This window comes from Bradyrhizobium sp. Cp5.3 (assembly GCF_000426265.1).
GTDB lineage: Bacteria > Pseudomonadota > Alphaproteobacteria > Rhizobiales > Xanthobacteraceae > Bradyrhizobium > Bradyrhizobium neotropicale.
Window position 1 is genome coordinate 39,131 of the sequence record NZ_AUFA01000031.1, and the last position, 14,951, is coordinate 54,081.

The following is a 14,951-nucleotide window of genomic DNA, read 5'->3' on the forward strand; positions in this document are numbered from 1 at the left end:
CGACGCGGGTGGTTGCGACGCTTTAACTCTCATGCAGCCGGAACCTTTGGTTCCCCCGCGCGTCATTACGATGCGACGCGATGCGTGCTTGGCGCTGGAGGAGGGCCAAGTGACCAAGTCAGTGGTCAGGTCAGTGGTCATGTCGAGATCACGCGTGGGACGGGCACTTGCCGGCGCGATCCTTGTGGGTCTGGCAGTGCTGCTGCCGAATGCGGCGGAGGCACAGTTTGGCCTGCGTGGCGGTCCGCTCGGTGTCGCCCGCTTTGCCGTTGGCCATGTGCTCGGCATGGCGCGCCTGCGCCACGCCCGCATGGCGGTGCGGAGCGGCCGTTACCGCACCGCCGCGCTGAGGTCGCAAGACCCGCGCGGCGCTGAACGTGGCCAGCCCGTCAATCCCTATGCCTTGCGTGCGGCACTCACCGCGCAGGCGGCGCTGTCGGGCTGGCATGGCGGTCGTCGTCCACAGGGCTGGTGGCGACATCCCGACGGCAGCTACGGCTGGGCCGGTCCGGTGTTCTGGCCCTTCGCGCATGACGATCTCACCACCGCAATCATCTTCGGCGACCAGACCAGCCTCTCGCTCTACGGCTATGGCGATATCTATGCCGCGATCTTCGTGCCCTATGCATCTGCCGAGCTCGTCGCCTACACTGAGCCGCAGGGCCGTCGCGCGCGAAGAGTCCCGACGGCGCAGAATATCTGCGATGCCAGCGACACCGGCGGTCTTCCGCTCGATCGCATCGTCGCCACCGTGCAGCCGAACGAAGTGCAGCGCGCAGCGCTCGACGAACTCGCGACAGCCTGGACTTCGGCGCGCGATACCATTCGCGCCGCCTGCCCGGCGCAGGCACCTGCGAATGCGGCCGATCGTCTCGGCCTGATGCAGACGCGCCTCGAAGCCATGATCAAGGCGACGGACGCGGCCGCGCCGGCGCTGGCAAAATTCTACGATCTGCTCAACGACGATCAGAGGGCCAAATTCAACGCGCTCGGCAAGGACAGCCGTGTCGCTGTCCAAGCTGCTGGTCAAGCCAAGGACACGCAGGCGGCGGCCTGCCAGGCGGGCTATGAGCCGCAATATGACGTGCAGGCGCAGCGCCAGTACGAGCAGCTCGTGAAGCAGCAATGGCCCGCCGACGACATCGCCTCCACCTTGCGCCTGGACGACACCGGCCGTGCCCGGCTCGACGTGCTCCAGGACACTACGCTGCGGACCATGGAGACGCTGAGCTCGTGTCCGCAAAAGGCCGCGCCCACGCCTCAAGCCCGTCTCGCCGCGGTCAAGACGCGGCTCGAGACCATGCTGCAGACGGTCAAGGGCGTAAGCGACGCGCTCGACGATTTCGAGGCGGACCTCAGCGACGAGCAGAAGGGGCAGTTCGAGGCGATGGGGCCGAAGCGCGGCGCGTGAGGATCGAGTCGCGTGGCAGCGCCGGTCTAGCCGCAGGCCCAGTCGAACTTCATCTCCTTGAAGTCGAGCTGCGCGTTGCCGCCGCCAAAATTGTAGCCGCCGAAATATTCCTCGAACTCGATGTAGAACGGGCTCATTTCGGGCTCGGACTGGCAGGGCCGCATGGTGCCGCCGAGATGGTTTTGGGCGTGGTCCTTGCTCCAATCATGGAGGCGGAAATTGTCGCGGCTCGGCACGCCACCGACGTAATAGTAAAACGGTTGATAGCCGGTCGGCGCGACGCGGCTTGTGTACTCGTCCTGCGGACACTTGCCGGCATTGGGATCGGTCGCGCGCGGCGTCAATGCAATCGCGCGGTTTTCGGCGAGGTCGGCGCGTGGTGAACCGGAGAACATCTTCTTCGCGTAAGGCGCGGCGGCTTCATGGAAGGCGCTGGCGCCGCCGACGTCGAGCCAGCGCGGTCGTTCCGCAGTTGCCAGCGCAAGCGGCCCTGGCGGCGTCGCGAATGCGCCGTCGTATTCGCGCGCGGTGAGCAGCAGCGCTGCATATTCGTAATCGAGGATGTCGGTCATGCGTGAGAGGCGCGGATGCGCAGGTCCCGCCAGCACCGCCTCGCGGATTTCAGGGTCGTCGGGCGCGCCGCCGTCATTGTGATCGGGCGCGGTGGCGAAGAACGACACCGCGACGATGTCCTCGCCATGCACGCGATAGTCGTCGGGTAGCTTCAAGGTGAAGCCGTGCATCAGCGGATAGCCGGTGACGGGATCGAGCGGCCACTGCTCGGTCGAGATGCCCGGCGGCAAGCCATAGACCCAGCCATGATCAAGCGCGCGGTCGGCGGGACGGTCCAGCATCTGCAAATCATACGCGCGCGAAGGCAAGGCAAATGCCACGATCATCTCCATCCGAACTTTGGCCTCGTCGCTGAGGCGATGGTTAGTCGCGCCGAAGGAGGATGTGGTTCGTGTGCGATTGCGCGAGTCGCGACGACGATGCGGCGTGCGCCGATACGCTCCCTCTCCCCTTGCGGGGGAGGGCAGGGGAGGGGGGTAGCCCAGGCAAAGGTCTATCAGTTGAGAATGTGTCGCGAATGCCGGAATCGAGAGAGCATACCGTGTGGCACCCCTCTCCCTAGCCCTCCCCCGCAAGGGGGGAGGGAACGCACCGAGTGCGTGGAAGGAGGTGGACTACATCCTCCGCCGCGCCGCGGAGGCATCCACCACGTTTGCGACTTCCTCGCGCCAGGACAGGATCTCCATCGCGAGCACGGGATGGTTGAAACCCTTGAGCTGGAGATCGTCGAGCGCGCGCGCTTCGACCCAGGATTCGACCATGCCAAAGACGCGGCGGCTGACCACGATCTGGCCGGCCTTGGCCTCGTCGCAGAGGCGCGAGGCGAGATTGGTGACGCTGCCGATCGCGGCATATTCCGAGCGCTGCTCGAAGCCGATCTGGCCGAGCGTGGCGTAGCCCATCGCGATGCCCAGGCCAAAGCCGAGGGAGTGGCCGCGATTCTTCCATTTCTCGGTCAGGTGGCCGATCGCATCGCGCATCTCGACCGCCATCTTCACCGCGCGCTTGGTGTGGTCGGCGAACTGGATCGGCGCGTTGAACAGGATCATCACGCCGTCGCCGGCGAAGCGGTCGAGCGTGCCCTCGTAACGGAAGATCAACTCGCCGAGCGCGGCGTGATATTCGCGCAGCACGTTCATCGCCTCTTCCGGCTCGGTCGCTTCCGTGAAGGAGGTGAAGCCGCGCAGATCGCAGAACACCACGGTCACCTCGCGACGATGACTGTCAAGCAGGGCGTCGTGACCGTCGGAGGAGGCGATGAGCTGGGCGACCTGCGGCGCGAGGAAGCGTTCGAGCCGCTTGATGCGGCCGATCTCGCCGAGTTGCTTCTCGACGCGTTCCTCGAGCGAGCGATTCCAGTTGCGGAGCTGCTCGGTCTGCTCCTGGAGCTTTGCGGCCTGCTGCTGCACGGTTTCGTGCGCAGCGGCGAGCTCGCGGCCCTTGTGATCGACCTCGGTGAACAGCCGCGCATTGCGCATCGCCAGCACGGCCTGGTGCGCGAAGGTCCGCATCAAGCCGGTGAGGTTGCCCGGGAATTCGCCAGCCGCGCGGCGCAGCACCACCAGCGAGCCGAGCGTGCCCTGCTGGTCGACCAGCGGCACCACCAGCACGGAGTGGAAGCCGGCATTGACCGCAACGTCGCGCAGGGGCTGTTCGCTCGCATGGTCGAGATCGGCCAGCGCGATCGGCTCGCCGCTTTCAGCAGCATCGCTCAGGATGTTTGCGCCCTCGTCGATGGTGACATGCGCGCCCTCGACGGATTTGTCGATGCCGTCGGCCTCGACCAGGTTGAACTGCCGCTTGGCCGCGTCATAGCCGTAGATCAAGACGGCATCTGCCCGGGTGATCTCGAGCGCGCGGGCGGCGATCGTCGGCAGCACCGCGTTGAGATCGAGCGAGGAGGCGACGGCGCGGCCGACTTCCTCCAGCACCTTGAGCTCGTTGATCGACTGCGCGAGGTCGCGCGTGCGCTCCTCGACCTTGGTTTCCAGGCCCGAATAGGTCTCCTGGAGCTGGCCGGCCATGCGGTTGAACTGGCCGGCGAGATCCTCGAGCTCGTCGGAGGTGTGCACGTCGATGCGATGGCTGAAATCGCCTTCGCCGAGCTTGTGCGCGCCGTCGCGCAGCGCGGTGATCGGGATGATCATGCGGCGGGCGAGCAGGGTGCCGGCGAGGATCGCGACCATCAGGCCCATGCCGATCAGCAGCGCGACGCGCACGAGCTGATCGCGGATCGGCGTCAGCGCCTGCGCGGTCGGCTGCTCGAACAGCACGCTCCAGCCGAGCTTCGGCGTGGCGCTTGCGGCGGTCAGCACCGCATGGCCGTTGAAATCGGTGCCGGACGTGTCGGGCTCGCGGCCGGGTGCGATCGCAGCCGCGACCTGTGGTAGCTTCGACAGATCCTTGCCGACCTCGGGTCCCCTCGACGACGTCGCCAGCACGCGGCCGCGTGGATCGACCACATAGGCGAAGGCTGCCTTGCCGACCTGCGCGTCGGTGAGGAAATCGGAAAGAAAGCTGAGATCGATTTCGGCGACAGTGACGCCGGCGTTGAAACCGGAATGCGCCACCGAGATCGACATGAACGGCGTCCGGTCGACGAAATAGGCTGGTGCATAGCTGACGCCACGGGCAACCGCGTCGGTGAAGCGCACGTCGCGGGAGAGGTCGGCGTTGCTGCCGGTCGTGGTCGACTGGCGCGAGACGCGCAGCACCTCGCGGCCTTCGCCGTTGAGCTGGAACAGCTGGCTGACGACCGCGACCTGGTGCAGGAGCTGGGCGTAGTCGGCGCGCCGCTTGTCGATGGTATCCTGGCTCGCGCGGGTCACCCAGCTGATCTGGCGCTCGAGCTCGGAGATCGATTGTTCGATCCGCCGGGAGGCAGCCTGCGCCTTGTCCTCCAGCCCGCCGGTCAACGACGTCTTTGTGGCGCGATAGGAGATCCAGGTCTCCATCGCGCCGTTGACGGCGAGCACGAACACGACGAGGCCGACGAGGGAGACGACGTATTTGGCGAACAGGCCCTCGCGCAAAAACCCGATCTTGTCTTTCGCTCCTGCCATCCGGATCCTCACGCGCCGCGACCGACGCCGGCGCTATGGGCCGTACAGGCCCTGCGGCCTTCTACCACAGTTTGGGGCGTGGGGCCGGTGGAGCGCTCGGCGTGGTTACCCGCTGTGGACGCCATGTCGGTCCGAGGAGCGGTGAATTGCCGCAGCACGCTCTCCTCCGTTCGGAGGAAGCCCTGGAAGGACGGCCGAAGGCCCTCGAGCCGGTCCGTCAATCACCGGTTAAAGAGCTGCCGCAGCACGTCGTTCATCGGCTGGCTGTCCTGCTGCGCAGCCGGCGGGTTCTCCTGGGCGGGCGGCGCGGGCGAGGCCTGCGGCTCCGGCGTGGCCGGACTTGCCGGCAGGCTGCGGCTGCGGGCGGTACCGGTCCCAGTGCCGCTGGAGAGGCCCTGCTGGATCAGATTGCCGATGGCTTCACCGAGCGGCCCGCCAAGCAGATTGTTCTGCCCCGGCTGCTGCGTTTGCGGATTGGGATTGCTGCCTGCGTTACCGCCGCTTGGCGCGGTGCCGCCGAGGCCGAAGCTGCCCAGGATGTTGCCGAGCCCGGCGCCATCAGGGCCGAACAGGCCCTTGCCCATTTCGCGCAGCTTGGCGTAGGCGGCGTCCGGATTGTCGAGCATGCCGGCCATATCCGGATAGATCCGCGGCTGCGACCACGGGCCCTGAATCATCACGGGGATGCCGAAACCGACCGGCTCGGAGGTGCGGCCCTGGCCTTCGGTCGTCATCACCAGCTTAGGCTCGACGCGAAAGCCCATCATCTTGGTATCGAGTGCGATGGTGCCGGCGCCGGTCACGCGCACCAGCGGTCCGATCAGGTTGAGATCCGTCGTCACCGCCTGACCCTTGTCGATGCGGAAGGAGGCAGAGAGTTGCGACAGGTCCGTGCTCTGTTCCTGGCTGTCCTGCCAGCCCGAGAGCGTGCCCGTCGTCAGCGAGCGGATCATCTGCGCGACATTGATGCCGCGGATGGCGCCGTCCTGGAAATTGGCGAACGCCGTGCCCTGCATGTTCGCCATCAGCGCGCGCTGGCTGGTGCCGGCGCTGCGCAGGGCGAGCTTGGCCTGCAGCTTGCCGTCGATCCGGTCGAAATCGGCAAGCCCCTTCAACAACGGCAGGGCGCGCACGCCGACGAGGTCGGAATGCATGGCAAAGCTCGGCGCGCCGCTGGTCGCATCCAGAATCACCTCGCCCGAAACCTGGCCGTCATAGGCGCCGAGATTGGCGGTGCTGGCCTTCAGCACGCCGCCGGCGAGCTTCGCATCGAGCGCGAGCGGCGCGAGACGCGCTTCGCCGATGACCGCTTCGTTCGCCGAGACCCTGATCTGCGCGTCGATATAATTGAGCCCGGAAACGTCGATCGGCGCATTGCTCCAGGGTTGCGTGGCTGCGCTCTCGGGCGACTTGGACAGCGGGATCGCAAGCCGCTGGAAGTCGAGATCGACCTTGACCAGGGGCTTGCTGGCGACGTCGACCGAAGCCCAGCCGTTGAAGGTGCCATCGCCGAGCGTGCCGCTCAGGCTGTTGATCATCACGATCGGGCCATTGAGCCGCATTTCAGCGCGGCCCTTGAGCTGCGACGTCAGCACGCTGGGCATGTCGATGGCGAAATCCACCGGGACCGTCTGCCGCTCGATCGGCGCAGCCGGCGCCGTTGCCTTGATGTCGAACTTGATCGGGTTCTCGCCGGCGCGTGCGGTGCCGGTGAAATCGACCTTGCGGTCGCGGCTCGTGACGGCGTCGGCATCAATGGCACTGATGCGTCCCTCGACGCGGTCGCGCACGCGCGAGAACGCAACCTCGCCATCGGTCACCTTGATGCGGTCGATGCTCGCGCCATCGATGCCGAGCGGCACGGCCGGCATCGGCGACGGATTGGCATTCGGCAGGCGCTCACGCAGCAGCGGCTGGTAGAGCACGGGATGGGTGATGATGAGCTCGCTGATCTTGGGGCGGCCCGACCACACGCTGGACAGCGTCATGTCGGCCTGCACGCTGTCGACCGTCAGGCGCGTGATGCCGCTGCGGTCCTTCGGGTCCTGCAGCGTGAGGTCGTTCAGCGTCACGTTCAGTGTCGGCCACAGGCTGACCTTGGTGGTACCGTCGATCGACAGGCGATAGCCGGTCGCATTTTCGACGCGCGACGCGATCGTCGAGGTCAGGAAACCCGAAGGAATCCCGACCACGAGGAGAAGCGCGATCACGATGATGACGGCGGCGACTGCCGCGCCGGCGAATTTCACTGCTCTCATGTCGACTTTCCAACGACGGACAAGCGGCGTCGATCCCGGCCGTCACCCGTCCCTTGCGCGAGTTTATCCCGGGACGGGAAGTTGCTCCAAGCGGTCAAAAATAGTCTGGGGGTGCTGCAAAGTTATGTGACTTATGACACACTTCTCTGGCACGACTTTACGCGATTCTGATTTTGATGGTTCCAAAGGATTTGCCGACGGATTTACCAGGGGAATTGATAAGGGATTTGAGATGAGCAAGCAGGCCGAATTTGCGGTCATTCTGAAGATGAACCCGATGTTCGCGGATCTCGGCGCGGACGAATTGCAGCGGCTGTCCAACCTCTGCCACACCCAGCATCTGGCGAACGGCGAGGTGCTGTTCCAGAAGGGCGATGCCGGGGATGCACTGTTCGGCGTTCGTCGCGGCCAGATCCGCATCGAGACCGGCGCCTCCGACGGCAGCCGGCTGACGCTCAATTTCATGGGCCCGGGCGATCTGTTTGGCGAGGTCGCGGTGCTGGACGGCCAGAGCCGCACGGCGGACGCGACCGCCGGCGAGGCCAGCGAATTGTTCGTGCTGCGCCGCGAGGATTTTCTCGCCTTCCTCGAGCGCGAGCCGAAGGTCGCGATCAAGATCATCGCGCTGCTCTGCCAGCGGATACGCTGGCAGAGCGAGCGCATGGAGGAATCCATGCTGCAGCCGCTGCCGGTGCGGCTCGCGCGGCGGCTTTGCGCGCTCGCTGCCGACTTCGGCTCCGAGGTGCACATCTCGCAGGAACAGCTCGGCGTCTTCGTCGGCGCCGCCCGCGAAAGCGTCAATCGCCAGCTTCAGGCCTGGCGCAAGGACGCGATCCTGGATCTCCAGCGTGGCCGCATCCTCCTGAAGAACATGACGAGGCTGACGTCGATCGCGCGGAACGAGTAGGGGATGCAGCGGTAGAGCCGCAGTTCACTCCGCCGCGGGATGAATCATCTTCTTCGGTGCCGATGCCGCTTCGGCGGGCGCAGCTCCGTGGTGATCCGCGGTCTCGGCATCTTCGCTGTGCACGATCAGCCGCTTGCCGAAGCGCCAGAACAGCGCGCCGAGGTCGTCCATCACCATGAACATCGCGGGCACGAACACCAGCGACAGGACGGTCGAGAACAGAAGGCCGCCGATCACCGCGAGCGCCATTGGTGAGCGGAACTCACCGCCGGCGCCGACCGCGAGCGCGCTCGGCATCATGCCGGCGACCATCGCGATCGTGGTCATCACGATCGGGCGGGCGCGCTTCATGCCCGCGTCGATCATGGCGTCTTCGCGCGTCTTGCCGGCACGGATCGCCTCGATCGCGAACTCCACCAGCATGATCGCGTTCTTGGTCACGATACCCATCAGCATCAGGATGCCGATCCAGACCGGTGTGGTGAGCTGCTTGCCGGTGACGAGCAGCGCGGCGATGGCGCCGCCGATCGAGAGCGGCAGCGAGAACAGGATGGTGATCGGCTGCAGGAAGGTGCCGAACAGCAGCACCAGCACCGCATAGACCATCATCAGGCCCGCCGTGATCGCGGTGGCGAAGCCGTCCGACAGTTCGTTGAGGCTTTCGGCGTCGCCGGAGGGCGAGACCCTCACGCCCTTCGGCAAACTCTTCATCACCGGCAGGTCGTAGATCTTCTTGGTGGCGTCGCCGAGCGCCGCGGAGCCGACGAGGTCGGCGGCGACGGTTGCCTGCCGCTCGCGGTCGTAGCGGTTGATGCTGGTCGGACCCTGGTCGAGCTTGACGTCGGCGATGACCGAGAGCGGCACGCCCCCCTTCTCCCCGTGCTCACCGAGCGGAACGCGCAGCTGCTCGAGGGTCTTGAGATTGGCACGCGCGGCGTCCTCGAGCTGCACGCGGATCGGCACCAGGCGGTCGCCGACGTCGAACTTGGCGAGCGCGGGACCGACATCGCCGATGGTCGCGACGCGGATGGTCTGCGACAGGCTTTCGGTCGAGACGCCGAGGCGCGCGGCGAGGTCGGCGCGCGGCTCGATGCGCAGCTCGGGCCGTTCCAGCGCGGTCTCCGAGATCACGTTGGAGATGGTCGGAATTCGCTTCATCTGCGTCGCGAGCTCGCTCGCGACGTTGTTGACGATGTTGGCGTCGACGCCGGTCACGACAAGCGAGATTGCGCGCAGCCCGTTCTCGTCCAGGAACCAGAACCGGATGTCGGGGATGTTCTCCAGCTCCTGGCTGATCGAGAATTCGAGCTCGCGCTGGGTGATGTCGCGTGAGGTCTTGGGCGTGTAATTGATGATCAGAGCCGCGCGACGCACCTCCTGCGTTCCCGGCGGAACACGGCCGCCGTCGACGAAGATGCTCTTCACTTCGGGGCGCTGGCGCAGGCGCGCGACGATGTCCTCGGTGACCTTCTCGGTGTAGGCGAGCTGGGTGCCGGGCGGCAGCTCGATCGCGAGCAGCGAGCGAGCGCTGTCCTGCGCGGGCAGGAAGCCCTGCGGCAGCAGCGTGATGCTCCAGATCGAGGCGGCGAAGATCGCAAGGCCGATCAGCACGGTGATATAATGATGCTTCACCGACCAGGCCACGATCTTGTGGTAGGTGCGCAGCACGCGCCCCGGCGGGGGCTCTTCGTGATTGTGGTGCTTGAGGAAGTAAGCCGCCAGCATCGGCGTCACGAAGCGCGCCGCGAGCAGCGAGAAGAACACCTGCACGGAGACGGTGATGCCGAACTGCTTGAAGAACTGTCCGGCGATGCCCGACATGAAGCTCGCCGGCGCGAAGATCGCGATGATGGTGAGCGAGATCGCGATGACGGCGAGGCCGATTTCATCGGCGGCTTCGAGAGCGGCACGATAGGGCGACTTGCCCATGTTCATGTGCCGCACGATGTTCTCGATCTCGACGATGGCGTCGTCGACCAGAATACCCGTCGACAGCGTGATGGCGAGGAAGCTGACGAGGTTGAGCGAGAAGCCGAGGAGGTCCATCGCCCAGAACGCGGGGAAGATCGACAGCGGCAGCGAGATCGCGGCGATGATGGTGGCGCGCAGGTCGCGCAGGAACAGCAGCACGATGATGACGGCGAGGATGGCGCCTTCGAACAGGGTCGAGATCGCCGCCTCGTAATTGCCCTTGGTGAATTCGACCGAGGTGTCGATCAGCTTGAGGTCGACATCCGGATAGGCAGCCTTGAGAGCGTCGATGCGCTTCTGCACGGCGGCGGCGACGACGACGTCGCTGGCGCCCTTGGAGCGCTTGATGCCGAGTGCCACGACCGGCTCGCCGTTGAAGCGGGCGAAGGTGCGGCGATCGGCAATGGTGTCTGTGACGGTGCCGAGATCGTCGAGCCGGACCTCGCCGCCGCCGAACAGCGGGATCATGGTGCCGGCGAGGTCGCTCAAGGTCTTGGCGCCGGCAAGAGTGCGGATCGCCTGGTCGTTCTTGCCGATCTCGGCGCGGCCGCCGGCGACGTCGACATTGGTGCCGCGCAGGCTCTGGCTGACATTGACGGCGGTCAGCCCCATCGCCTGGAGGCGATCGGGATCGAGCGAGACCAGGATCTCGCGCTCGACACCGCCGATGCGCTCGACCTGGGCAACACCGCGCACGCCCTGCAGCGCGCGCTTGACCACGTCGTCGACGAAATAGGACAGTTGTTCCGGCGTCTTGCCGGGCGAGATCGCGGCGTAGGTGACGATCGGCAGGCCGATCACGTCGACGCGCTGGATCAAGGGCTCGGTGACGTTCTGCGGCAGGTTGGAGCGCACGCGCGTGACGGCGTCCTTGACGTCGTTGAGGGCGCGATCGGTGTTGGTCTCCAGCGCGAACTGGATCGTGGTCACCGACAGGCCGTCGGTGATCGACGAGGTGATGTGCCGCACGCCTTCGACGCCGGAGACCGCGTCTTCAACCGTCTTGGTGACCTGGGATTCGAGCTCGGCGGGCGCCGCACCGAATTGCGACACAGCCACCGAGATCACGGGAATGTCGGCCGAAGGCAGTCGCGTCACCGCGAGCTTGGTGAAAGAGACCCAGCCGAGGATCAGGAGGATGATCGAAAAGACGACCGATGGCAGCGGATTGCGAATCGACCATGCCGAGATATTGAGAGCCATCAGCGTACTCGCGATCGATCGATTTCATCGGCGAAGACAGTCTTGATCTGGTCGCCGTCATGCAGCGAAGAGCCAGCGTCGGCCACGACGATTTCGCCTACGTCGAGGCCTTCCAGGATTTCCGTTGAGGTGTCGGACGTCAGTCCGACCCGCACCCTGCGCGTCTCGACCGTATTGCCTTTGACCACCTGGATGGTGAGATGGTCAATGGCGGTCTTGGGAACCGCAACGCCGCAGCTTCGCTTGGCGTCGATCGAGGCGCGGGCGAACATGCCGACCTTCAACGACGGATTGTTGGTGACGCTGATGCGGACACGGCCGAGCTGGGTGGCGCGGTCGATCTCGGGCGAGACCAGCCGAACCCGCCCGATCAGGTCGGGCGCGTCGTCGCGGCTGATCCGCACGGTGGCGCCCGGGTTGAGCTTGGGCATGTGCACCGCCGGAACCTGCGCGTCGAGCTCGATCTCGCCGTTGACGGCGATACGGAACATTGGGCCTGCCTGAGGGGAAGCCGGTGCACCGACGACGGTGCGGACTTCGGTGACGAGGCCGGCGGCAGGCGCCTTCAGCGAGATCGGACCTTGCGCGCCGGGCCGTGCCGGCTGGCCCGGAATCTGTGGTGGCGGCGTCAGGCGGGCCAGCTCCTGGTTCTCGGTGACGGTGGCGCCTTCCGTGACGAAGACGTCGGTGACCCGGGATCCCTCCTGGTCGGCCACGACCACGGCCTCGCGCCGCGGCACGAAGAAGCCGGTCACCCGCACCAGATCGGAGAAGCAGGCGTTGGTCGACTTCGTCACGACGACGAGCGCCTCGGTCGGCGTTTCCTTGGCTTCCGGACGACGCCGATGCTCGAACAAATAATAGCCGACGCCGAGCGCAACGATGAACAGCACGGTTCCGGCAGGCTTGAGATATTCGGTGACCTTCATCGCCGGATCATCCTGGCCTGGCTCACGGCCGTCCGTACGAGGCCTGCTGAGATTGTTTCCCTGAAACGAAGCGGCGCCCCGCAAGGCTGCGGGACGCGCTTGGGCGCCGAGACTTTACACCACATCACAAATGATCACTGCGAGAATTACGTCGTGGTCACTTCGATGCGGTGGTCTTGTTTTCCATGTTGACGACCTGCACGCGGCGGTTCACCTCCGCCATCGGCTGGCTCGGGTCCTTCAGCTTGCTCTTGCCGTAGCCGACGGTGACGAGATCGGACGCGGCGATGCTGTACTTGTCGACGAGATAGCGCTTGATCGAATCCGCGCGGCGCTCCGACAGGTCCTGGTTGTAGGCCTCGCCGCCGGCGGCGTCGGTGTGACCGGCGACGACGAAGGTCGAGCCCTTCAGGTCCGGGCTGGTCAGTGCGCGGCCGAGCGCCTGGACCGAGGGAAGCGACTTGGCGCTGATATTGGCCGAGTTGTAGTCGAAGGTGATCTCGAGATCGATGTTCGGCTTGTCCTTGGCCACTGACGCGATCTCCTCGCGTTCGGTGACCGAGAGCGAACGTGTGGAGCGGCCGCGGACGGACTGGAGCAGCTGGGTCTCTGCCGCGCTCGGTGCCGGATCGGCGGTCTGCGGGCCGATCGAAAGGCCGCGGGTGAGAGGCTTCTTCGCCGCCGGCGCCAGCGCGCGAACGATCTCATCCTCGCTGACGTTCTTGCCGTTGCCGTCGTCACCCGCGCGCACGGGCGAGGGCGCCAGCGACAGGGCGGCACTGACGGTAATGATGGACAGGATCGCGGTCAGTCCCTTTGCAGCCAATCTCATTGCCAGTCCCTCCTGCGCAGCCGGCGCGCGCGGTTCCAAAATTTCTGCAATAAGCCCCCGGAAGGCCGCATGCGGCATTGTCAAATTAGTCGCCGGCAGGGCGATAGGGTTCGAGGCACGCCCTGCCTCAACTCAAAAAAATATCAACGCACTCCGTAACTTGCGAACTCCTGAACGATGTTCGGGTCCATCGCCTTGGCATTCGCAATGTCGAGGGCTCCCTCCTGGGCCGAGCCGTTACGCTGCTTGGCGAGGCCCCGGCCGTAGAGCGAGGAGGTCAGGCGCGGGTTGATCTTCAGCGCCGCGTCGAAATCGGCGATGGCGTTCTTCACTGCACCCGATTTCAGGTTGACGAGGCCCCGGCTGTCGAGCGCATCGACGAAATTCGGCCGCAGCCGCAGTGCCTCGTTGCAATCCCTCAGCGCGCCCTGGAGATCGCCGATCACGGTGCGGGTCCAGCAGCGGTTGTTCAGCGCCTCGACGTCCTTCGCATTGATCCGCAGTGTGCCGTCGAAATCCTTGATGGCGAGGTCGTAGGCCCCCTTGCTGGCATAGACCTGGCCGCGCCGGTACAGCGCGTTCACATCGTCCGGATTGGCGGCGATCTTCGCCGTCAGGCTCTTGATGGTGGGATCGTCAGCCAGCACGGCCGGGCTTGGGCCGCTTTGGCTCGGACCGGCGTCGGCGCTCGGCGGGGTGACGGGATCAGCCGGCTTCACCGGCGGTGGCGGCGGAGGCAAGGCAGCTTCCACCTGCGGCTTCGGCGATGGGGCCGGTGCCGGCGCAGGCGCGGCGGTTGCCTCAGTCGGCTTCGGAGGCGGTGCGGCGGGCGGTGCAGGCGGCGGGTTGTTGGCAACCACGGCAGGCGGCGGAGCGGGAGGTGCGGGGGGTGGTGTCGTCGCCGTCGGACGCGATCCGCCGGCGCCCGGAATGAACGAAAAATCCTCGGCCAGCGAGGACGAGATCCACGGCACCTGCTCGCCGCGCGAGGCGCGGGTGACGCCCATCTTGGTGCGGTTCAGCGTCTCCTCGGCCATCAGGTCGGGGACGCGGATTTCCTTCAGCAACTCCTGGACGAACAGGCTGTGGTCGCCACCGGCGTCAGAGACCACCGAGGCCAGCGCCGCCGAGTACATCACCAGCGTGCCGTTCGGCGCGATGACCGGCGTAAGGCCTGCGGAGAAGCTGCGGAACCGGCGCTCGAACGGGTTGCGCCTGGACGCATCGATCAGCGCGATCTTGACGCCGGCGCCGCGGGTGTTGAGCTCGCCGAGGATGGTTTCGATGCTGAAGCCGTCACGGCGCACATCGGACTCGGTCCAGATCTGCGCATCGATCGGGATCATGTAGCTCTGACGAGCCGACTGGATGCCAAAACCGCTGTAGAACACCAGCGCCACCGAGCCCGGCTTGATCTTGCCGTAGAGCTTGTCGAAGGCGCGGCGCATGGCGTCGCCGGTCAGGTTCTCGCCGATCTCGACGGAAAAGCCGTCCCGCTTGAGCTCGTCGGCGACGTCGCGCGCGTCGTTGATCGGTTCCTTCAGCGGGCTGTCCGCGTCCGGATATTTGGCGTTGCCGATGACCAGCGCGAAACGGTCGCCGGCCGCGAGCGATGGCGCGGTTGGAAGGAGCGAGACAAGCAGGAGCAGAAGAAAAAGGAAGCGAATTTTCATAATCAGCGCGGTCCAGCCAAAAAGGCGCCGTTCCCAGCTTGCGCCGCGGCGACCTTAACTTACGCTATCTGCATTATCAAACCGGGGGGAGGGGGCGTCAACCGCTTGGAGATTCGGCGTTATCGCGACAAT

The 14,951-nt window shown here is 65.9% G+C and carries 9 protein-coding genes; 2 read left to right on the plus strand and 7 right to left on the minus strand.

Annotated elements, in window-relative coordinates:
- Nucleotides 1–139 precede the first annotated feature (139 nt).
- Entirely contained in the window at nt 140–1,411 is a 1,272-nt protein-coding gene (locus tag K289_RS0130515; RefSeq protein WP_051310978.1) for a Spy/CpxP family protein refolding chaperone, read from the plus strand.
- A gap of 26 nt (nt 1,412–1,437) precedes the next feature.
- On the opposite strand, the gene K289_RS0130520 is transcribed toward K289_RS0130515, so the two are convergent.
- The 3 genes from K289_RS0130520 to K289_RS0130535 form a co-directional block, all read right to left on the minus strand.
- Entirely contained in the window at nt 1,438–2,265 is an 828-nt protein-coding gene (locus K289_RS0130520; RefSeq protein WP_245284044.1) for a hypothetical protein, read from the minus strand.
- Nucleotides 2,266–2,598: 333 nt separating this feature from the next.
- A complete protein-coding gene (locus K289_RS0130525; protein WP_027554962.1) occupies nt 2,599–5,046 on the minus strand; it encodes an adenylate/guanylate cyclase domain-containing protein in 2,448 nt (815 codons plus the stop codon).
- Nucleotides 5,047–5,267: 221 nt separating this feature from the next.
- Nucleotides 5,268–7,304, minus strand: a complete 2,037-nt coding sequence (locus tag K289_RS0130535) for an AsmA family protein (protein WP_027554963.1) — start codon at nt 7,302–7,304, stop codon at nt 5,268–5,270.
- 232 nt (nt 7,305–7,536) lie between these two features.
- Between K289_RS0130535 and K289_RS0130540 the strand changes: the two genes are divergently transcribed.
- The gene (locus tag K289_RS0130540) at nt 7,537–8,211 is read left to right on the plus strand and encodes a Crp/Fnr family transcriptional regulator (RefSeq protein ID WP_027554964.1); all 675 of its coding nucleotides are present in this window, start codon (nt 7,537–7,539) and stop codon (nt 8,209–8,211) included.
- 24 nt (nt 8,212–8,235) lie between these two features.
- Here the strand turns inward: K289_RS0130540 and K289_RS0130545 are convergent, their stop codons facing one another.
- The 4 genes from K289_RS0130545 to K289_RS0130560 form a co-directional block, all read right to left on the minus strand.
- Nucleotides 8,236–11,385 carry an efflux RND transporter permease subunit gene (locus K289_RS0130545; protein ID WP_027554965.1) on the minus strand — a complete coding sequence of 1,050 codons (3,150 nt, stop codon included), beginning with the start codon at nt 11,383–11,385 and terminating at the stop codon, nt 8,236–8,238.
- Entirely contained in the window at nt 11,385–12,314 is a 930-nt protein-coding gene (locus tag K289_RS0130550) for an efflux RND transporter periplasmic adaptor subunit (protein WP_027554966.1), read from the minus strand. Before K289_RS0130550 ends, K289_RS0130545 begins: the two co-directional genes overlap by 1 nt.
- Before the next feature lie 157 nt (nt 12,315–12,471).
- A complete protein-coding gene (locus K289_RS0130555; protein ID WP_027554967.1) occupies nt 12,472–13,146 on the minus strand; it encodes an OmpA family protein in 675 nt (224 codons plus the stop codon).
- A gap of 143 nt (nt 13,147–13,289) precedes the next feature.
- Nucleotides 13,290–14,819 (minus strand): caspase family protein, encoded by a 1,530-nt coding sequence (locus tag K289_RS0130560; RefSeq protein WP_027554968.1) that lies wholly within the window; start codon nt 14,817–14,819, stop codon nt 13,290–13,292.
- Nucleotides 14,820–14,951 lie beyond the last annotated feature (132 nt).

Excerpts from the sequence above, each read along its gene's own strand:
- K289_RS0130545 (WP_027554965.1), bottom strand. The coding sequence starts at position 11,385 with ATGGCTCTCAATATCTCGGCATGGTCGATTCGCAATCCGCTGCCATCG.
- K289_RS0130550 (WP_027554966.1), bottom strand. The coding sequence starts at position 12,314 with ATGAAGGTCACCGAATATCTCAAGCCTGCCGGAACCGTGCTGTTCATC.
- K289_RS0130515 (WP_051310978.1), top strand. The coding sequence starts at position 140 with ATGTCGAGATCACGCGTGGGACGGGCACTTGCCGGCGCGATCCTTGTG.
- K289_RS0130525 (WP_027554962.1), bottom strand. The coding sequence starts at position 5,046 with ATGGCAGGAGCGAAAGACAAGATCGGGTTTTTGCGCGAGGGCCTGTTC.
- K289_RS0130560 (WP_027554968.1), bottom strand. The coding sequence starts at position 14,819 with ATGAAAATTCGCTTCCTTTTTCTTCTGCTCCTGCTTGTCTCGCTCCTT.
- K289_RS0130555 (WP_027554967.1), bottom strand. The coding sequence starts at position 13,146 with ATGAGATTGGCTGCAAAGGGACTGACCGCGATCCTGTCCATCATTACC.
- K289_RS0130535 (WP_027554963.1), bottom strand. The coding sequence starts at position 7,304 with ATGAGAGCAGTGAAATTCGCCGGCGCGGCAGTCGCCGCCGTCATCATC.
- K289_RS0130520 (WP_245284044.1), bottom strand. The coding sequence starts at position 2,265 with ATGCTGGACCGTCCCGCCGACCGCGCGCTTGATCATGGCTGGGTCTAT.
- K289_RS0130540 (WP_027554964.1), top strand. The coding sequence starts at position 7,537 with ATGAGCAAGCAGGCCGAATTTGCGGTCATTCTGAAGATGAACCCGATG.